The 18,449-nt window shown below is 71.7% G+C and carries 15 protein-coding genes and 1 pseudogene; 14 read left to right on the top strand and 2 right to left on the bottom strand.

What is annotated here, in order from left to right:
• Positions 1-104: 104 nt before the first annotated feature.
• From H8B08_RS11805 to H8B08_RS11790, 5 genes and pseudogenes are all read left to right on the top strand, one after another.
• Positions 105-2,483 carry a family 20 glycosylhydrolase gene (locus H8B08_RS11805; RefSeq protein WP_187450400.1) on the top strand — a complete coding sequence of 793 codons (2,379 nt, stop codon included), beginning with the start codon at positions 105-107 and terminating at the stop codon, positions 2,481-2,483.
• 10 nt (positions 2,484-2,493) lie between these two features.
• Positions 2,494-2,880 (top strand): annotated as a pseudogene (locus H8B08_RS19590) (PTS glucose transporter subunit IIA); the annotation flags it as partial.
• Between the two features lie 63 nt (positions 2,881-2,943).
• Positions 2,944-5,016, top strand: coding sequence for a phosphoenolpyruvate--protein phosphotransferase (gene ptsP / locus H8B08_RS11800; protein ID WP_370545464.1), 2,073 nt, complete (start codon positions 2,944-2,946; stop codon positions 5,014-5,016).
• Positions 5,017-5,026: 10 nt separating this feature from the next.
• Positions 5,027-6,781: an N-acetylglucosamine-specific PTS transporter subunit IIBC gene (gene nagE / locus H8B08_RS11795; protein WP_187450398.1), complete on the top strand. Its 1,755-nt coding sequence runs from the start codon at positions 5,027-5,029 to the stop codon at positions 6,779-6,781.
• Entirely contained in the window at positions 6,781-7,866 is a 1,086-nt protein-coding gene (locus tag H8B08_RS11790) for an acyltransferase family protein (RefSeq protein ID WP_187450397.1), read from the top strand. Before nagE ends, H8B08_RS11790 begins: the two co-directional genes overlap by 1 nt.
• A gap of 62 nt (positions 7,867-7,928) precedes the next feature.
• On the opposite strand, the gene H8B08_RS11785 is transcribed toward H8B08_RS11790, so the two are convergent.
• Both H8B08_RS11785 and H8B08_RS11780 read right to left on the bottom strand, forming a co-directional pair.
• On the bottom strand, positions 7,929-9,233 hold the full coding sequence (locus H8B08_RS11785; RefSeq protein WP_222934442.1) for a CAP domain-containing protein: 1,305 nt from the start codon (positions 9,231-9,233) through the stop codon (positions 7,929-7,931).
• Positions 9,234-9,438: 205 nt separating this feature from the next.
• Positions 9,439-10,311, bottom strand: coding sequence for a hypothetical protein (locus tag H8B08_RS11780; RefSeq protein WP_187450395.1), 873 nt, complete (start codon positions 10,309-10,311; stop codon positions 9,439-9,441).
• A gap of 387 nt (positions 10,312-10,698) precedes the next feature.
• Between H8B08_RS11780 and H8B08_RS11775 the strand changes: the two genes are divergently transcribed.
• From H8B08_RS11775 to H8B08_RS11735, 9 genes are all read left to right on the top strand, one after another.
• Positions 10,699-10,917, top strand: coding sequence for a Flp family type IVb pilin (locus H8B08_RS11775; RefSeq protein ID WP_222934441.1), 219 nt, complete (start codon positions 10,699-10,701; stop codon positions 10,915-10,917).
• Between the two features lie 83 nt (positions 10,918-11,000).
• Complete coding sequence (gene cpaB, locus H8B08_RS11770) at positions 11,001-11,873, top strand: Flp pilus assembly protein CpaB (protein WP_187450394.1); 873 nt, start codon at positions 11,001-11,003, stop codon at positions 11,871-11,873.
• Between the two features lie 127 nt (positions 11,874-12,000).
• The gene (locus H8B08_RS11765) at positions 12,001-13,371 is read left to right on the top strand and encodes a type II and III secretion system protein family protein (protein ID WP_187450393.1); all 1,371 of its coding nucleotides are present in this window, start codon (positions 12,001-12,003) and stop codon (positions 13,369-13,371) included.
• A gap of 13 nt (positions 13,372-13,384) precedes the next feature.
• Positions 13,385-13,693 (top strand): hypothetical protein, encoded by a 309-nt coding sequence (locus H8B08_RS11760; RefSeq protein WP_187450392.1) that lies wholly within the window; start codon positions 13,385-13,387, stop codon positions 13,691-13,693.
• A 4-nt stretch (positions 13,694-13,697) separates the two neighbouring features.
• Entirely contained in the window at positions 13,698-14,867 is a 1,170-nt protein-coding gene (locus tag H8B08_RS11755; RefSeq protein ID WP_187450391.1) for a TadE/TadG family type IV pilus assembly protein, read from the top strand.
• A gap of 5 nt (positions 14,868-14,872) precedes the next feature.
• A complete protein-coding gene (locus H8B08_RS11750; RefSeq protein WP_255500803.1) occupies positions 14,873-15,298 on the top strand; it encodes a TadE/TadG family type IV pilus assembly protein in 426 nt (141 codons plus the stop codon).
• Positions 15,295-15,891 (top strand): TadE/TadG family type IV pilus assembly protein, encoded by a 597-nt coding sequence (locus H8B08_RS11745; RefSeq protein ID WP_187450389.1) that lies wholly within the window; start codon positions 15,295-15,297, stop codon positions 15,889-15,891. The genes H8B08_RS11750 and H8B08_RS11745 overlap by 4 nt, the downstream gene beginning before the upstream one ends.
• Complete coding sequence (locus H8B08_RS11740) at positions 15,888-17,090, top strand: hypothetical protein (protein WP_187450388.1); 1,203 nt, start codon at positions 15,888-15,890, stop codon at positions 17,088-17,090. The genes H8B08_RS11745 and H8B08_RS11740 overlap by 4 nt, the downstream gene beginning before the upstream one ends.
• Complete coding sequence (locus tag H8B08_RS11735) at positions 17,087-18,448, top strand: CpaF family protein (RefSeq protein ID WP_187450387.1); 1,362 nt, start codon at positions 17,087-17,089, stop codon at positions 18,446-18,448. The genes H8B08_RS11740 and H8B08_RS11735 overlap by 4 nt, the downstream gene beginning before the upstream one ends.
• The last annotated feature ends 1 nt before the right edge of the window (position 18,449 follow it).

The raw sequence follows: 18,449 nt of genomic DNA, 5'->3' as shown, positions 1-18,449 counted from the left end.
CCTCTGGGCAATCCTCGGCGGAGCGCCAGTCGCTCCGCTTCTTCTTCCGCGCCGGCCCGGGAATCGCCGAGGATCGTCGCGGCAAAGCCGTCCAGGATCCTGCGATGCGTCAGACCTCTTCCTCGTCCGCCCGCGCCGTGGCGGCCCTCGCGAGCGTCGTCGCCCTCCTCGCCGGTTGCGCCCACGCCCCGCTGGCCCAAGCGGGCCCCGCGTCCGCGCCGGCCGGCCCTGAAGCGGCCTCGGCGTCCGCCATCCTGCCCGCGCCGCTGTCGGTGACCCCGGCCGCCGGCGCCTTCACCGTCCGCGACGGCACGGTCCTGGTCGTCCCGACCGGCGACGCCGGCGCCCGCGCGACGGCCGACTACCTGAAGGATCTGCTGGCCCGCACGCGCGGCCTGGACCTGACGGTCCGCGAGGGCCGTGCGCCCGGCGCGGGCGCCATCGTGCTTCGCCGCAGCGCCCAGGGCGCGCGCGAGGGCTACGACCTCGCCATTTCGCCGAAGGGCGTGGAGATTTCCGCCGCCGACGACGCGGGCCTGTTCTACGGCGCGGTCAGCCTGTGGGAGCTGCTGACCCAGACCGAAGGCCGCGCCGACGCCGTCACCCTGCAGGCCGCCAGCATCCACGACGCGCCGCGCTTCGCCTGGCGCGGCCTGATGCTGGACTCGGCGCGCCACTACCAGTCGCCGGAGTTCGTGAAGCGCTTCATCGACACGATGGCGCTGCACAAGCTCAACACGTTGCACTGGCACCTGGTCGACGACCAGGCCTGGCGGCTCGAGATCAAGAGGTATCCGAAGCTGACCGAGGTCGGCGCCTGGCGCGTGCCGGCGGGTCAGGGCCCCGCGAACGACATCGACCCGGCCACCGGTCGGCCGCGCCTGTACGGCGGCTTCTACACCGAGGACCAGGTCCGCGAGATCGTCGCCTACGCGGCCGCGCGGCACGTCACCATCGTGCCCGAGATCGAGATGCCGGGCCACGCCACCGCGCCGATCACCGCCTATCCGGCGCTGGGCGTGGACGGCAAGGCGCCGACCACGGGCATGAGCGACTGGGGCGTCTATCCGAACCTCTACAACGTCGACGACGCCACCTTCGCGTTCCTGGAGGACGTGCTCAGCGAGGTGATCGACCTGTTCCCCGGCGAGTACGTCCACGTCGGCGGCGACGAGGCGGTGAAGGACCAGTGGAAGGCCTCGCCCCGCGTCCAGGCGCAGATGAAGGCGCTCGGGATCAGCGACGAGCACGCCCTGCAGTCCTGGTTCGTCCAGCGCGTCGGCAAGTACCTCGACGCCCACGGCAAGCGCCTGATCGGCTGGGACGAGATCCTGGAAGGCGGCGTCGCGCCGAACGCGACCATCATGTCCTGGCGCGGGATCGACGGCGCGATCACCGCCGCCAAGGCCGGCCACGACGCGGTGCTGGCGCCGGCCCCGACGCTGTATTTCGACAACCGCCAGAGCGACTCCGGCGACGAGCCGCCCGGCCGCGGCAATCTGATCGATCTGAAGACCGTCTACGACTTCGATCCGGCCCCGGCCGCCCTGACCCCGGACCAGCAGGGCCACATCCTGGGCCTCCAGGCCAACCTGTGGACCGAGCACGTCCGCACCGAGGACCGCGCCGCCTACATGTTCTTCCCGCGCGCCGCCGCGGTGGCCGAGCTGGGCTGGTCGGGCGCGGACAAGCGCGACTGGAACGGCTTCCTCGACCGCCTGGTCCCCCAGATGGGCCGGTACGAGGCGCTGGGGATCAACGCCGCCGACGCGGCCTGGGAAGTCCGCTTCACCGACGCCTTCGACCGGACCGCCGGGCGCACGAAGGTGAGCCTGGCCAACCAGGTCGGCCGCGGCGAGATCCGCTACACCCTCGACGGGTCCGAGCCGACCGAGGCCTCGGCCCTTTACGCCGGCCCGCTGGACCTGGCGCTGGGCGCGCGGGTGCGCGCGGCCACCTTCGAGGACGGCCGCCAGCTGTCCAGGCCGGTGGAGAAGACCTTCGACGCCCTGTCGGTCCGCCGCCGCCAGGACGACGAGCTGAAGACCTGCTCGGCCAAGCTGGTGCTGTCGCTGGACGACGACGGTCCCGTGACCGGCCCGCGCGAGCCGCTGGTGATCGACATCATCGAGCCGTGCTGGAAATGGGAAGGCGCGGACCTCTCCGACATCAAGGCGATCTCCGCCGCGGTCAGCTCGCTGCCGTTCAACTTCCAGATCGGCAAGGACCGCGACGCCATCAGGTTCCGCCCGCCCGCCACCCCCGAGGGCGAGCTGGAGGTGCGGCTGGACAGCTGCGAGGGCGAGCGCATCGCCGTCCTTCCGCTGAAGCCGGCCACAGCCAACGCCGGCGTGACCGAGCTGCCGTCCGCGCCGATCACGCCGCGTGCGGGACGCCACGACCTGTGCATAACCTACACGGCGAAGAGCGTGGACCCGCTATGGGCGATCGGCTGGATCCAGCTCGTGCCCGCCACGCGCTGACCGCTCCGGAGTGAACCACGTGTCCAGCCTGATCCTCTCCGCTCCGCTTAAAGGTTGGGTCGCGCCGCTCTCGGAGGCGCCGGACGCGGTGTTCGCCGAGGGCATGATGGGCGACGGCCTGGCCATCGACCCGACCGGCTCGACCCTGCACGCGCCCTGTGACGGCGAGGTGGTGTCGGTGGCCCGCACCCGTCACGCCGTGACGCTCCGCGCCGCCAACGGCGCCGAAATCCTGATGCACGTCGGGCTGGAGACCGTGGCCCTGGGCGGCGAGGGCTTCGAGGCCCACGTCGCCGACGGCCAGGCGGTGAAGGCGGGCGATCGCTTGCTCTCCTTCGACCTCGACCTGCTGGCCCGCAAGGCCAAGAGCCTTCTGACCCCGGTGGTGATCACCAACGGCGAGCTGTTCTCGGTGGCGCGCCGCGACGACGGGCGCGAAGGCGCGGTCGGCGACTTCCTGATGGAACTGCGCCTGGCCCAACCGGGCGCCGCGCAGGCCGCCGACGCCAAGGGCCCGGAGCTCAGTCAGACCCTGGCTTGCCCTCTGCCGCACGGCATTCACGCCCGCCCGGCGGCGGCGCTGGGCGCCTGTGCGCGCCGGTTCGCGGCGGAGGCGGCCATTTCGGCGAACGGCCGCCGCGCCGACGTGCGCAGCGTCGTGGCCCTGATGGCTCTGGGCGTGAAGGCGGGCGACGAGATCGTGGTCTCGGCCCGCGGCAAGGACGCCGCCGCGGCGGTCGACGCGCTCGCCGAACTGATCCGCTCGGGCATGGGCGAAGCCGCCCACGCCGCGCCGGCCGCCCCTGTGGCCCTGGCGGTGAAGGACGACGGCGATCCCACGCGGGCCATGGGCGTCACCGGCGTGCCGGGCCTGGCGGTCGGTCGTGCGGTGCGCTTCGTCCAGGCCGAGATCGCCGTGGCCGAAAAGGGCGAGGGCGCTGGGCGCGAACACGCCGAACTGACCCGCGCCCGCGGCGTGGTGCGCCGCCGGTTGGAGGCCGCTGCGGCCGAGGGCGGGCGCGAGCGCGCCGACATCCTGGCCGCCCATCTGGCGCTGCTGGACGACCCGGCGCTCGTGGGTGAGGCGCAGGCCCGCATCGAGCGCGGCGAGAGCGCCGGCTTCGCCTGGCGCGCGGCCGTGCGCGCCCAGGCCGAGGCGCTGAAGGCTCTGGGCGACGCGCGTATGGCCGAGCGCGTGGGCGACCTGCTGGACCTGGAGCGCCAGGTGCTGACCGTGCTGGCCGGCGACCAGGTCCCGACCGGCCCCGGCCTGCCGCCCGAAACCGTCCTGATCGCCGACGACCTGCTGCCCTCCCAATTCGTGGGGCTGGACCTCAGCCGGCTCGCGGGCATCTGCCTGGCGCGCGGCGGTCCGACCGCCCACGTGGTCATCCTGGCCGCCGCGCAAGGGGTGCCCACCGTGGTCGCCGCCGGCCCGCGCGTGATGGACGTGGCCGAGGGCGCCCCGGTGATCCTGGACGCGACCAAGGGCGTGGTGCACCTCAAACCGTCCAAGGACGAGGTCGAGACCGTCCGAGGCCTGGTGCGGGCTCACGCCGAGCGCCGTTCGGTCGAGCGCGCCGCCGCCCGGCAGGACTGCGTGACCGTCGACGGCGCGCGGATCGAGGTGTTCGCCAATCTGGGCGCCGCGTCCGAAGCCGCCGCGGCGGTGGAGGGCGGCGCCGAGGGCTGCGGCCTGCTGCGCACCGAATTCCTGTTCCTCGACCGCGCCACCCCGCCCGACGAGGACGAGCAGTTCGCCCAGTACCAGGCGGTGGCCACGGGCCTCGCCGGCCGGCCGCTGATCGTGCGTACCCTCGACGCTGGCGGCGACAAGCCGCTGGCCTACCTGCCCCTCCCGCATGAGGACAACCCGGCGCTGGGCCTGCGCGGCGTGCGCACCGGCCTGCACCGCCCCGACCTGCTGAAGACCCAGCTGCGCGCCATCCTGCGCGTGCGCCCGGTCGGCCAGTGCAGGATCATGCTGCCGATGGTCGCCTCGCTGGCCGAGCTGCGCGCCGTTCGCGCCATGCTCGACGAGATCCGCGCCCAGATCGGCCGCAAGGAGCCGGCGCAACTGGGCATCATGGTCGAGACCCCGGCCTCGGCGCTGCTGGCCGACCAGTTGGCCGCCGAGGCCGACTTCCTGTCGATCGGCACCAACGACCTGACCCAGTACGTGCTGGCCATGGACCGCGGCCACCCGCAGCTGGCTTCACAGCTCGACAGTCTGCACCCGGCCGTGCTGCGCCTGATCAAGGCTGCCTGTGACGGCGGCTCGCGCAACCGCCGCTGGGTCGGCGTCTGCGGCGGCCTGGCCTCCGATCCGGTCGCAGCCCCGATCCTGATCGGCCTGGGCGTCACCGAGCTTTCCGCCGCGCCCTCGGCCGTCCCCGGGCTGAAGGCGGTGATCCGCGACCTGCGCGCCAGCGACTGCCGCGCGGTCGCCTCGCGAGCCCTGGACCTGACCTCGGCCGCCGAGGTGCGGGCCCTGGTGCTGAAGACCTGGCCGGCGATCGCCGAGCGCGTCTGAGGAGCTGACTATGAAATCTCCGCTCGCAGGTCTCCAGAAGCTCGGCCGGGCGCTCATGCTGCCCATTGCGGTCCTCCCGGTGGCGGGCCTGCTGCTGCGCCTGGGCCAGCCCGATCTGCTGGACATCGCCTTCATCAGCGCCGCCGGTCAGGCGATCTTCGCCAACCTCGGCCTGCTGTTCGCCATCGGCGTCGCGGTCGGCTTCGCGCGTGAGAACCACGGCGCGGCGGGCCTGGCCGGCGCGGTCGGCTATCTGGTCGCCACCCAGGGCGCCAAGGTGCTGATCGCCGTGCCGCCGGAGGTCACGGCCGACGTGGCCGACAAGTTCCGCGGCCTGACCGAGGCCGCCTTTAAAGACGGCGCGATCGGCAAGCTGTCGGTGCCGCTGGGGCTTCTTTCCGGTTTGATCGCGGGCGGGCTGTACAACCGCTACGGCGAGATCAAGCTGCCCGACTACCTGGCCTTCTTCGGCGGCCGGCGCTTCGTGCCGATCGCGTCGGGCTTCGCCGGCTTGCTGCTGGCCGCCGCGTTCGGTTTCGGCTGGCCCTATGTCGAGCACGGCATGGACGAGCTCTCCCGCACGGTCCTGGAGTCCGGCGAGATCGGCCTGTTCGGCTACGGGGTGCTGAACCGGGCCCTGCTGGTCACCGGCCTGCACCACATAATCAACAACCTCGCCTGGTTCGTGCTGGGCGACTATCACGGCGCCACCGGGGACCTCGGCCGCTTCTTCGCCGGCGACCCGTCGGCCGGCGCCTTCATGACCGGCTTCTTCCCGGTGATGATGTTCGGCCTGCCGGCCGCGTGCCTGGCCATGTACCACGCGGCTCGCCCCGAGCGGCGCAAGGCGGTGGGCGGCATGCTGCTGTCCATGGCCCTGACCTCCTTCCTGACCGGGGTCACCGAGCCGATCGAATTCACCTTCATGTTCCTGGCGCCGGTGCTCTACGCCATCCACGCCCTGCTGACCGGCCTGTCCATGGTGATCATGGACCTGCTGAACGTGCGGCTGGGCTTCAGCTTCTCGGCCGGGGCGTTCGACTACGTGCTGAGCTTCGGCAAGGGCACCAACGGCTGGCTGCTGATCCCGGTCGGCCTGGCCTATGCGGCCGCCTATTACGGCCTGTTCCGGCTGTGCATCGCCGTGTTCAAGCTGCAGACCCCCGGTCGCGAGCCCGACGAGGCGGTCGCGGCCGAGGCGCCGGTCCTGACCGGCACGCGCGGCGAGCAGTTCGTCCGTGCTTTGGGCGGGGCGGCCAACCTGACCTCGATCGACGCCTGCACCACGCGCCTGCGCCTGGAAGTGGTCGACCAGTCCGCGGTCAACGCCGGCGCCCTGAAGGACCTGGGCGCGCGCGGCCTGGTGAAGCCGTCGGCCACGGCGCTTCAGATCGTGCTGGGGCCGATCGCCGACCAGGTGGCCGGCGAGATCCGCGCCGCCGTCGCGCGCGGGGGCGGTCAGGCGGCCAAGGCTGCGGCGCCCGCCGCGCCGGCGCCTTCGCCGAAACGCGCCGCCTATGACCCGAAGGCCGCCGCCGGCCTGCTGGCCGCCCTGGGCGGCGCCGGCAACGTGCGCGGCGTGTCGACGTGTTCGAGCCGCCTGCGGGTGGAGGTGGCCGAAGCCGCGCGGGTGGACGAGGCGGCGGTGCGCGCGCTGGGCGTGCGCGGCGTGGTCAAGCCGGCCCCGCACAGCGTGCACGTGGTGCTGGGCCCCTCGGCCGAGGCCGCGGCCGAAGCCCTGCGCGGCCTGTTGCAGCCCGCCTGATGACACCTGCCGCGCGCCCGGCTGAACGGCTGGTCTCGCTGGACGTGACCCGCGGCCTGACGATCGTTGGCATGATCGTCGTCAACGCGGCGGCCTACCTGCACTACGTCGCCAAGGACCCGGTCTATCCGCTGCTGATGCACGCCGAGTGGATCGGCTTCACCCTGGCCGACTGGGTGTTCCCGGCCTTCGTCGTGCTGATGGGCGTGTCGATCGGCATAGCGCCGGCGCAAGAGCCCGGACGCGTGGCGGCGCGCACGCTGCGCCTGGTCCTGATCGGCCTGGCCCTGTCGAACCTCTACTGGATGATCGACATGCAGGCGAACGCCTTCCGGCCGTTCGGCGTGCTGCAGCGGCTGGGCTTGGCCTACGCCTGCGCGGCCCTGCTGTACCGCCGGCTGAAGCCGCGCACGCGCCTGTGGCTGGCCGGCCTCGCCTTGCTTCTCTACTGGCCGCTGCTTCTGGTCCCTACGCCTGACGGCCTGGCCGACCTGCACGTCGCCGGGGCCAACCTCGAGGGCTGGATCGACCGCACGGTGCTGGGCGTGCACGTCTACGAGAAGGGGCCGCTGGGCTTCGATCCGGAGGGGATCCTGAGCACCCTGCCGACCATCGCCCAGTGCCTGGTGGGCGTGTCCGCCGGCGAGCGGCTGCGGGGGAGCCGGCCGCTGATCGCCGCGCGCGACCTGACCGGGGCCGGCGTCGTGCTGGTGGTCGGCGGCATGGTCTGGGCGCCGTTCTTCCCGCTCATCAAGGGCGTGTGGACGTCCAGCTACGTTCTGCTGTCGACCGGCCTGACCTTCGTGGTGCTCGGCGCGACGGTGGTGGTCTGCGACCTGTGGCGGCTGCGCGGGCCGCTGACCGGTTTCCTGACCGCGTTTGGGGCCAACGCCGTGTTCGCCTACGTCCTGCACTATCTGGCCACCGTCGTGCTGGGCTGGGACATAGCCGCGGTGCTGTACCGGGCGGGCGAGCCCTGGCTGGAGCCGCAGGCCGCCGCCCTCATCCCGGTCGCGGCTTTCCTGGCCCTGTGCTGGTGGCCGCTCAGCCACATGCAGCGGCGCGGCTGGATCGTGAAGGTCTGACGCAAGAAGGGCCGGCGCGCCCTTCGACGCGCCGGCCCCCTCACAGGCGTATCGCGATCGCTTTAGACCACGAAGAAGTCCGACCAGGTCACGGTCGCATTGGGCGTCACCTCAGCGAACTTCACGGCCTGGATGGAGCCCGTGCCGTCCGCGTCGAACCACAGCGAGCCGCTGGCCTTGTCGTAGATCACCCGATCGGTGGCGTCGTGCGCCGCCGCGCCGGCCCAGAAGGCCGAGGAGACGAGGCCGCCGCCGTGCAGGCCGGTGAACACCGCGTCGTCCAGGCGGATGGTGTCGTCCACCGAGGAGAAGTCGGTGATCTTGTCGACCGCGCCGGCGAAGGCCGCGTCGAACACGAAGGTGTCGCGCCCGGCGCCGCCGCTCAGGGAGTCGGCCCCGGCCCCGCCGTAGATCCAGTCGTTTCCGTCGCCGCCCAGGATGGTGTCGGCGCCGGCGTCACCGTAGAGGAAGTCGCCGCCCGCGCCGCCGTCCAGGTGGTCGTCGCCGGCCTTGCCGCCCAGGGTGTCGTTGCCGCCCAGGCCCTTCATGACGTCGTTCCCCGCGGTGCCCGCCAGGGTGTTGGCGGTCTCGGTGCCGGTGATGGTCGTCGGGGTCGGCGTCGGGGTCGGAGTAGGCGTGGGCGTGGGAGTCGGGGTGGGTGTCGGCGTCGGCGTGGAGGCGCCGGCGGTCGGGTCGATCCAGTCCGCCTTCACGTTGTCGGTCCCGATCGTCACCTGCTTGGTGAACGGGTCGAAGCCCCCGCCCGAGAAGGTGACCGAGTAGGTGCCGGCGCCCAGGTCCATGTCGTAGCCGCCGGCGGTCTCGGTCGTCGCCGTCTTCACCACGCCGGTGGAGACGTTCTTGGCCGTGACGGTCATGCCGGCCAGGCCCTCGCCCACGTCGTAGAAGTGGTCGCCGTCCTTGTCGTCGAAGGCGACGCCGGTGAGGAACGGATTGGTCGAGGTCTTGGCGAAGTCCTGGGTCACGAAGGCGGTGTCGCGCCCGCCGTAGTCGCCGGTCTCGAAGCCGATGCCGACCTCGCGATAGGTCGGGTTCATCAGGTTGGTGTAGTGGCCCGGCGAGTTCACCAGGTTGGTGTGCAGCAGCTGCACCTCGTCCTGCAGGCCGGCCGGCGCGCGGGTGGTGGCGTAGGCGATGTTCTCGGCCCAGGCCCAGGAGCCCGAGAAGTTGTAGCCGGCCGAGGTCATTCGGGCGCCGGCGTCGGAGCCGTTGGCGCCGGTGTGGGAGAATGTGTCGGTCGAGATCATCCACTGGCTGTGGGTCTCGGCGGCTTCGTTCAGATCGCCGTCGAACGCCAGGGGTTGCGCGCCCTTCTTGGCGCGTTCGGCGTTGACGAGTTCGAGCATGAATTGCTCGTAGGCGGTGGCTTGAGACAAGGAAAACGTCCCCTCTGTTATTCCGGTCTACGTCGCGTCACCCTGTCGCAAATCTCTGATTTTGCTTCAGAATTACGCGGACCGGCAGTGGGCCGTCCGAGTGTGTCTCAGATGTGGCCAGATCCGGGCTCAACCCCGGATCGCGCCGTGGCATGCGGCCGCAGTGCGGCTGAGCTCAGCTCAGGACCGATCTGCGCAAGGGTGTCTGCGGCGCAGCCATCCCCGGCTGAGGTTCGATCACCACCGTCTGGCGCAACCAGCGGGTGATCCAGCCCCGCGACCGGTCGCCGGCGCAGGCGCTCTCTCCGCGATAGCGCAGCCGGCTCAGCCCCGCTTCCTCAAGCCGCATCAGCGCCTCGTCGAAGCGGTCGGCCAAGCGGCCGCTGCGCGCGCCGCGTTCGCCGATGTGGACGGGCAGCTCGCCGATGGCGGCCAGCACTGCGCGCACCTGGCGCGCCTTGCGGGCTTCCGCGTCCTCCTGCAGCGACAGCCACACCGCCAGCTTCTTGGCCAGCACGTCGGCCCCGCGGTTGGAGCGGTGATCGAAGCGCAACGGACCGTCCGGAGGACGGCGGGGGCTGACGGCGGCGGGGACCGGCCGCAGAAAATCGGCGAGGGTGCGGATCTCGGTCGCGCCTTCGATCTGCAGGCGCAGGCGGCGCAGCCGGTCGAGCTCGGCGTCGACCTGGGCGCGGAAGGCGCGGCGCTCGTCCCCGCAGCGCCCGTAGGCCTTGGCCTGCAGCACCGTTTCGGCGTCGACCCGCGCGGCCAGGTCGACGGCGAGCAGGGCGTCGAGCGTGAGCGCGCTGAACTCTTCCACGTCCGCCCAGGCGGCCGCGGCGTCCGGGGCCGAGGTCGAGACCGCGATGCGTCCGTGCGGGCCGCGGTGTTCGAAGACCACCCGGCCGCCCGTCTCGCGCCAGCCGCGCTGAAGCACGCGGGCGTGCGGCCCGCCGGCCATCAGGGCCGCGGCCGCGGCCGCGAAGGCCGCGCGATCGAAGATGGCGCCCGCGGACTTCGGCGCGGGGGCCGGAGCCTCGGCGACCATGTCCATCGCGAACGGCGACGTCGGTAAGCGTGGAGACGCGAACGGGGCACTGTCCATCTCGAGACCCCCTATCCCGCACACGGTCTCCTCAACGTCACGGCCAAGCTTTCGTTCCGCGAAAGCTGAATTTTCGCGCCGCGCTCTCCGCAACGCGGATTCTAAATCTCGCGGCGCAGGCGGGCAGAAAGCAACGTTTCTTCAGGAATACTTAACCTTGGCGCCCCGGCACGCGGCGCCGGAAGCGTGGCCGTGCCGAAAATCTCCGACTTGGACCGTGCCACGGTCGAGCTGTCAGCCGGCGAGGCCGACCGTGACAGGCGTGCCTGTCGGACTGTGGGGGGCGGCTTCGCTGGTCTCCGTACTTTTCAAAACCTGGAGGAGGTTCGCATGCTTCTGAAAGCTTACGTGAAGGCCACGGCCGCGATGAACGACGCGAAGGCCTATCTGCAGCGTCTGCGCGACGACGAGAGCGGCGCCAGCATGGTCGAGTATTCGCTGCTGATCGGTCTGATCACGGTGGCTGCGGTGCTGATGATCAGCGCTGTCGGCGGCAAGGTCTCGACCGCCTGGACCAACCTCAACACCAATTTCACCGTGGCCAGCTGATCGGCTGATCCGGTTCGCGGCGGACGGCCCTCGCGGCCGTCCGCCTGCGCTCGATCTCACGGACTTGGAGGGGGGGACGGCTCATGCGCGCTATTGGACTGGGACTGTTGGCGGTGGCCCTCGTGCTGGGGCTCGCGGCCGTTTGGGGCGTGCGGACGATTACCGCGGCCAAATCGGCGCCGTCGACGCAACTGGACCAGACGGTCGTGGTGGTCGCGTCTCGGCCGATCGAGTTCGGGGAAACCCTGAAGCCGGAACTCCTGCGCGCCCAGGCCTGGCCGGCCGGCGCGCAACCCGAAGGCGCCTTCAAGACGGTCGGGGAACTGACCACCGGCTCGCCGCGCGTGGCGCTGCGGCCGATCGCGGCCAACGAGCCGATCCTGGCTTCGCGCATTTCCGGACCCGGCGCTCGGGCGACCCTGTCGGGCGCCATCGACGCCGGCAAGCGCGCGGTGACCATCCGCGTGGACGACGTGGTCGGCGTGGCCGGCTTCGTCCTGCCCGGGGACTTCGTCGACGTGCTGGTGACCCGCACCGAAGGCGACCGGGGCGAGCGGACCAACATGCGCACCGACGTGCTGCTTGAGGGCGTGCGGGTGCTGGCGGTCGACCAGCTCGCCAATGAGAACAAGAACGATCCGGTCGTGGCCAAGGCCGCGACCATCGAAGTGGCGCCCGAGCAGGCCCAGCGCCTGGCGCTGGCGGCGGAGGTCGGGACCCTGTCGCTGTCGCTGCGCGGCACCGCCGACGCCATGGCGACCTCGCCCTCCGAAGCGGTGCGCACCGTGCGGGTGGGCGACCTGCGGCTGGGAGCGGCGTCCGCGCCGGAACCGGTCAAGGTCGTACGGGTCCAGCAGCCGCGCGTGGTGCGGCGCGCGCCGGCGGGGCCGAGCCTGCCCAGCATCGACGTGGTTCGCGGCGCGGAAGTCTCGCGCGTCGCCGTCGCCGTGGAGTGACGCGCCAAGTGACGCGACGGGCGCGCGCCCACGTAATCGAGCTCGAGGTCGACACCAAGGGGGAGGGGTCCGTCAGACGGATCCTTGAAGGGACATGGAACTGAGCGGTCGAAACTGGACCATCTGGATGAGGCGGACCCTGGCGGCGGCGGCCGCGGGCCTCGCCGTCGGCCTGGCGGCGACCGCCGCCAGCGCCCAGGCCGCGGCGCCGTCGGCCGACGCGCCGGTGCGCGATGTCGTCGCCGACGCCTCCGGCTACGCCGGCCAGCTGAGCCTGCCGGTCGGCGGCTCGCGGGTGCTGCGGTTTCCCGCGCCGGTGGGCCGGGTGATGCTGGGCGATCCCACGGTCGGCGACGTCATCCCGCTCAGCGACCGCTCGATCTACGTGCTGGCCAAGAAGCAGGGCGCGACCAACCTGACGGTCATGGCCCGCAACAAGCCGTCCGCGCCGATGGCGACCATGGACCTGCGGGTCGGCTACGACGTCGCCGGCCTGCAGCGGGCGCTCAACGCGGTGATGCCGGGCGAGCACGTCGAGGCCACCGTGCACGGCGACGGGGTGATCCTGACCGGGTCGCTGTCGTCCGGCGTGGCGGCGGCGCGCGCGCAGGCCCTGGCCGAGCGCTACGCCCCCGACCGGGTGGTCAACCTGACCTCCGTGCGGGGGGCCGAGCAGGTGCTGCTGTCGGTCAAGGTGGCCGAGGTCCAGCGCACGGCGCTCAAGCAACTCGGCGTCGACACCATCAGCGCGCTCTGGGACAACACCGGCGCCCTGGTGCTGCAGCCCGGGACGCTGAACCCCGAAGCCTTCCTGTCCGTGCTCGGCCGCGCCGAGGTCGGCGACGTCACCATCCAGGCCCTGTTCGATGCCCTGGAGCGCCGCGGCGTGGCCACCACCCTGGCCGAACCGACCCTGGTCGCGCTCTCGGGCGAGACCGCGCTGTTCTTCGCCGGCGGCGAATTCCCGATCCCGGTGGCCCAGACCCAGTCGGGGGCCGGCTTCGTCACCACCATCGAATACAAGCAGTTCGGGGTCAGCGTCGGCTTCACCCCCACGGTCTACGGCGACACCATCAACCTGGCCGTCGCGCCGGAGGTCAGCGCCATCGACCGCGAGAACTCGGTGGTCATCCAGGGCTTCCGGGTCCCGGGCCTCACCACCCGCCGGGCCAAGACCACGGTCGAGCTGCGCGACGGCCAGAGCTTCGCCATCGCCGGCCTGATCCGGCGCGACTTCACCGACTCCCTGCGCGGGGTGCCCGGGGCCGCCTCGGTGCCCATCCTCGGCGCGCTGTTCCGCAGCACCTCGTACCAGAACAACGAGACCGAGGTGGTGATCGTGGTCACCGTGCACATCGCCGAGCCCACCGGCCGCGAAGACTTCGTCCTGCCCACCGACCGCTTCAAGGCGCCCAACGAACTCGAACTGTTCGGCGGCGGCGTCCTGGAGAAGACCGCCGCCGCCCCGGCCGCCGCGCCGGTCGGCGGGACCAAATAAGGAGCGACGCGCGATGAGGATCTCTCAACTGAGCACCACCGCCGCCCTGGCGCTCGCGGCCGCCGCGCTCTCGGCCTGCGTCAGCTCGATCGACGGGCCCCAGTCGCCGGCCTTCGGCGAAGGCCTCGCCTCCGTGCAGGCCCAGGCCGTCCAGGTCGCGGTCTCCGACCTCCCGCCCGAAACCTCGGGCCAGGTCGCGGCCGCCGCGGTCGAACGGTACAAGACCGGCAAGACCCGGCCCGTCGAGGTCTACTCGACCTCCACCCTCGGCCTGCCCGGAGGCGGGTACGGCGGTGGCGGTTCGGGCGGCGCCCCGGAGTGACGTCATGACCGGACGCCGCTCGCTGTCGAAGCTGGTTCGCGACCGGAACGGCAATGTCGCGGTCTACACCGCGCTGATCGGGTCCGTCCTGATCGGCATGGTGGGCCTGGCCCTCGACGGTTCCCGTTTCATGATCACCCACACCGAAGCCCAGGCGGCGGCCGACGCCGCCGCCCTGGCCGCGGCCGACCAGCTGGACGGGACGGATCAGGGCTGCGCCAACGCCAAGGCGGCGGCGCTGGTCAGCAACAAGCAGCGCTTCGGGAGCGGCGCCGCCGCCGACGGCAAGGTGCAGATCAGCAACGTCCGCTGCCTGACCAGCCTCCCGGCCAGCGATTCCGACCCGATCACCGCAGCCAACGAAGGCACGGCGGCGAAATACGTCGAGGTCACCACCGAGTCGCTGACCCATTCCAACACCTTCCTGCGGGTCGTCGGCGCGGGGCCGACCACGACCCTGCAGACCAAGGCGGTCGCCGGCTTCAGCACGTCCATGTGCCGCGTCACGCCGATGTACCTGTGCAATCCGGTCGCGAACCTCGACGACGCGGCCTTCGCCGCCACCCTCGAGGGCCGGGAGTTCGACTTCTGGGAGAAGCTTGCGCAGGGCTCGTTCGGCCTGCTGGAGATCGCAGGCTGCAGTTCGAACAGCGCGAACTGCTTCCGCGATCAGCTGGCCTCCGGCGCGAACACCTGCGTGGATCCGGAGGACGACGTCCACACCATGCCCGGCCAGAAGACCGGCCCGGTGGAGAAGGGGACCAAGGACCGCTTCGACGCGGACATGAACCAGGCGGAATACCCGCTGGACCTCGACGCCCAGGGAAGCTGGGACTGTCAGAAATACTGGCAGGACAACCACACCGGCGGGGCCCCGGCCTGGTGCACGGCGTCCACCCAGCGGCCGTACACCCGCAAGTACATGTACGACTACGAAAAGACCGTGCATCCCAAGGGCTGGGACAACAAGGGCGCGGCGGACAGGCGGGTCCTGTACTTCGCCATCCTCAACTGTCCGGTCTCCGGCAATCAGTACGCGCCGCCCGTCGTCTATGTCGAAGGCCTGCTGCTGCAAAAGGACACGAGCAAGTCGGCCTACGTCGAGATCGTGCGGATGGTCAAACCGGGCGCGGACGACGGCGTCCAGCACCAGAACGTGGAGCTTTACCGGTGAGCGCCATGCACCCCTTCGCCCGTCTGCGCAGACTCGCGGCCGACCGCAGCGGCGCCTCCCTGGTGGAATTCACCCTGGTGGCCCCCCTGCTGATCAGCCTGATGTGCGGGCTCGCCGAGTTCGGCCTGGCCTTCCGTCAGTACCACGTGATGGAGAAGGGAGTGCGCGACGCCGCCCGCTACCTGTCGCGCACCTCGACGTCGGCCTGCTCGGTCGCCGCCTATCAGGCGGCCTTGGCCACATGGCCGAACCCGACCTCGGTGCCCGCCTCGGTCAGCGCCGTGAACTGCGACCTGGGCGGCGCGCGCGGCAAGGCGGTGGTCACCGTCACCGCCAGCCGCCTCTACCAGGACATCGGACTGCTCACCGTCATCGGCGTGAGCGCGCCGACGCTGACGGTCACCCACCAGCAACTGGTGATCGGGTCATGAGCCGGCTGCGCGACCTCTGGAAGGACACGGCGGGCGCGACCATGGTCGAAGCGGCGCTGGTCTTCCCGCTCATGCTGGTGCTGACCTTCGGCCTGCTGGAGTTCGGCCAGGCGCTCTGGCAGTACAACGCCGCCGAGAAGGCCACGGCGGAGGCCGCGCGCTTCGTCGCCACCCGCGGCCCGGTGGTGACCTTCGCCTCCGACCGCGACTGCTTCGTGACCACCTCCGCGGCGGCCGGCACGCTCTGCTCCAACGTGGCCGGCGCGACCGGCTGGAAGGGGACCTGGTCGGGCAAATGCGCCGGGTCGGGGGCGGGCGCCACCTGCCAGCAGGCGATGATGGATCAGGTCGTCGCCCGCGTGCGCGCCATCGCCCCCTTCGTTCAGGCGGAGAACATCCAGGTCGAACTGAGCGGTTCGAACTTCGGCTTCGTCGGGCGCGGGCGGCCCGTGCCGAACGTCACCGTGCGTCTGGTCAACGTCACCTACAACTTCGTCGCCATGGACAAGCTCCTGGGCATCGGCCCGATCGCCATGCCCGGGTTCGACGCGACCAGCGTGGCCGAAGATCAGCAAGAAGGCGGGTTGGGATGAGCGACCGGCGCAAAGTTTTGGCCCTCGCCGCCGGCGAGGATCTGGTCGGCGCGTTGCGTGAAGCGCGCCTCGGCGTCTCCGGGGTGGACGTGGAGGTCGGCCCGATGCGCCCGGCCCAGGCCCTGGCCGACTCCGCCCCCGGCGTGCTGGTGCTGGAGGTCGACGCCGCCCGGACCGGAGCCATCGAACACTTCCAGGCGTTCGTCCGCGCCCTTCCGGAGTGCAGGATCGTCGCCGCGGCGCGGGCGGCCAACAGCGAGACCGTGCGGCGGCTGTTTCGGGCCGGCGCTACGGACGTCGTCACCGCTCCCTTCAGCGCCGACGCCTTCGCCGCGAGCCTGGCCGACCTGTTCAAGGGCGAAACGAGCGCAGGCGGCGGCTCCCTGATCGCCGTGGTCAAGGCCGGCGGCGGCGTCGGCGCGACCCTGGTCGCGGTCAATCTCGCGGTCCTCCTGCAAGGCGGGGGGCACAGCAAGGGGGCGGCGTCGAAGAGCGCGGCCCTGCTGGACTTCGACCTGCAGTTCGGCGACGCCGCCGCCGCGCTCGACCTGCAGCCGCGCAGCACCCTGGTCGACATCCTGCGCGCCCGCGACCGGTTCGACGGCCGCTTCCTGGACGGCGTGCTGACGCCGCACGCCAGCGGGCTGAAGGTGCTGGCCGCCCCGCCGACCATCGTGCCGTCGGGCGTGCTGGACGGCGGCTTCGCCGAGACCGTCCTGCATCACGCGACGGCGTCGCACGACGTGACGGTCGTCGATCTGCCGACGGTCTGGAGCGACTGGACCCTGCCGGTCCTGCGCCGGGCCGACGCCGTCGTGCTCGTCGCCCGCCCGACCGTGAGCGGCGCGCTCAGGGCCCGTCGCGTGCTCGACGCGTGCGAGGAGGCGCGACTGGACACCCCGGTCGTGTTCGTCCTGAACGGCTGCGCCGGCCCGCTGGAAGCCATCGAGCGCTCCGACCGGATCGGCAAGTCCCTGGGGCGGCCGGTGGACGCCGCGCTCAGCCTCGACGCCGCCGCGGGCCGGGCCGCCGATCGCGGCCGGCCGGTGGTCGACGCCTTCCCCAACACACGGCTGAGCCGCGAGTTGCGCACCGTCGCGCGCAAGGTCGAGCTGAAGCTCGGCGAGGCCGGGCCGCGGGACGAGGCCTTCGCCGCCGAATCTTCCGACGTCCGTACCCTCGCCGGAGCCCCCGCATGAGACTGTCCTTCGCCGACCACGCGCCGTCGACCTTCACAAAGCCGGCCGATCCCGCGCCGGCCGAGGCGAGGAGCTTTCAGGTCGAGGCGGACGACGACGCGTTCTTCGAGCTGAAGACGCGGGCGCACCGGCGCCTGATCGAGCGGATGAACCTGTCCGCGCTGGACCGCCGCTCGGCCGAGAGCATCCGCCAAGAGGTGTCGGCTCTGATCGGCGAGATGCTGTTCGAGGAGGCTCGCCCGCTCAACGAGCACGAGACCCGCCGGCTGGTCGAAGACCTGATGCACGAGCTGCTCGGCTACGGGCCGCTCGAGCCGCTGCTTCAGGACCCCGAAGTCTCCGACATCCTCGTCAACACCGCCCGCGAGGTCTATGTCGACCGCTTCGGGCGGATCGAGCTGACCCGGGTGCGCTTCGCCGACGAGCAGCACCTGCTGCGGGTGATCGAGCGCATCGTCGACAAGGTCGGCCGGCGCATCGACGAGTCCAGCCCGCTGGTCGACGCCCGCCTGCCCGACGGCTCGCGGGTCAACGCGGTGGTGCCGCCGATCGCGGTCGACGGCGCCCTGCTGTCGATCCGCAAGTTCGCCCGCACGCCCTTCGATCTGGAGCGGCTTGTCGCCGGCAGGGCGATGACCGAGGCGGTGGCCCAGACCCTGGCGGGCCTGGTGCGCTGCCGGAAGAACATCCTGATCTCCGGCGGCACCGGCACCGGCAAGACCACCCTGCTCAACGCCATGTCGCGCGCGATCGGCGAGGCCGAGCGCGTCGTCACCATCGAGGACGCGGCCGAGCTGCAGCTGCAGCAGCGCCACGTCGCCCGCCTGGAGACCCGGCCGGCCAACGTCGAGGGCCGCGGCGAGATCACCCAGCGCGACCTGGTCAAGAACGCCCTGCGCATGCGCCCCGACCGGATCATCCTGGGCGAATGCCGGGCCGGCGAAGCCTTCGACATGCTGCAGGCCATGAACACCGGCCACGACGGCTCCATGACCACGGTGCACGCCAACACCCCGCGCGACGCCCTGGCCCGCCTGGAGCAGATGATCGGCATGGCCGGCATCGACGTGCCGCTGCGCTCGATGCGCAACCAGATCGCCAGCGCCATCGACATCGTCATCCAGATCAAGCGCTTCTCGGACGGCTCGCGCCGGCTGATCAGCCTGCAGGAGGTCGACGGCATGGAGGGCGACGTCATCACCCTCCAGGAGGTGGTGCGCTTCGAGCAGGAAGGCGTCGACGAGGAGGGGCGGGTGATCGGCCGTTTCGTCGACACGGGGGTCCGGCCGAAATTCTTCCAGGCCTTCGAGGCGCACGGGATCGCGGCGCCCCGCGACCTGACCGTCTGGCGCAAGTGAG

The organism is Caulobacter sp. 17J80-11 (genome assembly GCF_014349105.1).
Taxonomy (GTDB): Bacteria; Pseudomonadota; Alphaproteobacteria; order Caulobacterales; family Caulobacteraceae; genus 17J80-11.
The sequence above is the reverse complement of the archived record's forward strand: the minus strand, read 5'-3'. Positions and strand labels throughout refer to the sequence as shown.

What these genes read in the sequence shown, in the direction of transcription:
- H8B08_RS11805 (WP_187450400.1), top strand. Translation starts at nt 105, where the DNA reads ATGCGTCAGACCTCTTCCTCGTCCGCCCGCGCCGTGGCGGCCCTCGCG.
- ptsP (WP_370545464.1), top strand. Translation starts at nt 2,944, where the DNA reads ATGGAACTGCGCCTGGCCCAACCGGGCGCCGCGCAGGCCGCCGACGCC.
- nagE (WP_187450398.1), top strand. Translation starts at nt 5,027, where the DNA reads ATGAAATCTCCGCTCGCAGGTCTCCAGAAGCTCGGCCGGGCGCTCATG.
- H8B08_RS11790 (WP_187450397.1), top strand. Translation starts at nt 6,781, where the DNA reads ATGACACCTGCCGCGCGCCCGGCTGAACGGCTGGTCTCGCTGGACGTG.
- H8B08_RS11785 (WP_222934442.1), bottom strand. Translation starts at nt 9,233, where the DNA reads ATGCTCGAACTCGTCAACGCCGAACGCGCCAAGAAGGGCGCGCAACCC.
- H8B08_RS11780 (WP_187450395.1), bottom strand. Translation starts at nt 10,311, where the DNA reads ATGGTCGCCGAGGCTCCGGCCCCCGCGCCGAAGTCCGCGGGCGCCATC.
- H8B08_RS11775 (WP_222934441.1), top strand. Translation starts at nt 10,699, where the DNA reads ATGCTTCTGAAAGCTTACGTGAAGGCCACGGCCGCGATGAACGACGCG.
- cpaB (WP_187450394.1), top strand. Translation starts at nt 11,001, where the DNA reads ATGCGCGCTATTGGACTGGGACTGTTGGCGGTGGCCCTCGTGCTGGGG.
- H8B08_RS11765 (WP_187450393.1), top strand. Translation starts at nt 12,001, where the DNA reads ATGAGGCGGACCCTGGCGGCGGCGGCCGCGGGCCTCGCCGTCGGCCTG.
- H8B08_RS11760 (WP_187450392.1), top strand. Translation starts at nt 13,385, where the DNA reads ATGAGGATCTCTCAACTGAGCACCACCGCCGCCCTGGCGCTCGCGGCC.
- H8B08_RS11755 (WP_187450391.1), top strand. Translation starts at nt 13,698, where the DNA reads ATGACCGGACGCCGCTCGCTGTCGAAGCTGGTTCGCGACCGGAACGGC.
- H8B08_RS11750 (WP_255500803.1), top strand. Translation starts at nt 14,873, where the DNA reads ATGCACCCCTTCGCCCGTCTGCGCAGACTCGCGGCCGACCGCAGCGGC.
- H8B08_RS11745 (WP_187450389.1), top strand. Translation starts at nt 15,295, where the DNA reads ATGAGCCGGCTGCGCGACCTCTGGAAGGACACGGCGGGCGCGACCATG.
- H8B08_RS11740 (WP_187450388.1), top strand. Translation starts at nt 15,888, where the DNA reads ATGAGCGACCGGCGCAAAGTTTTGGCCCTCGCCGCCGGCGAGGATCTG.
- H8B08_RS11735 (WP_187450387.1), top strand. Translation starts at nt 17,087, where the DNA reads ATGAGACTGTCCTTCGCCGACCACGCGCCGTCGACCTTCACAAAGCCG.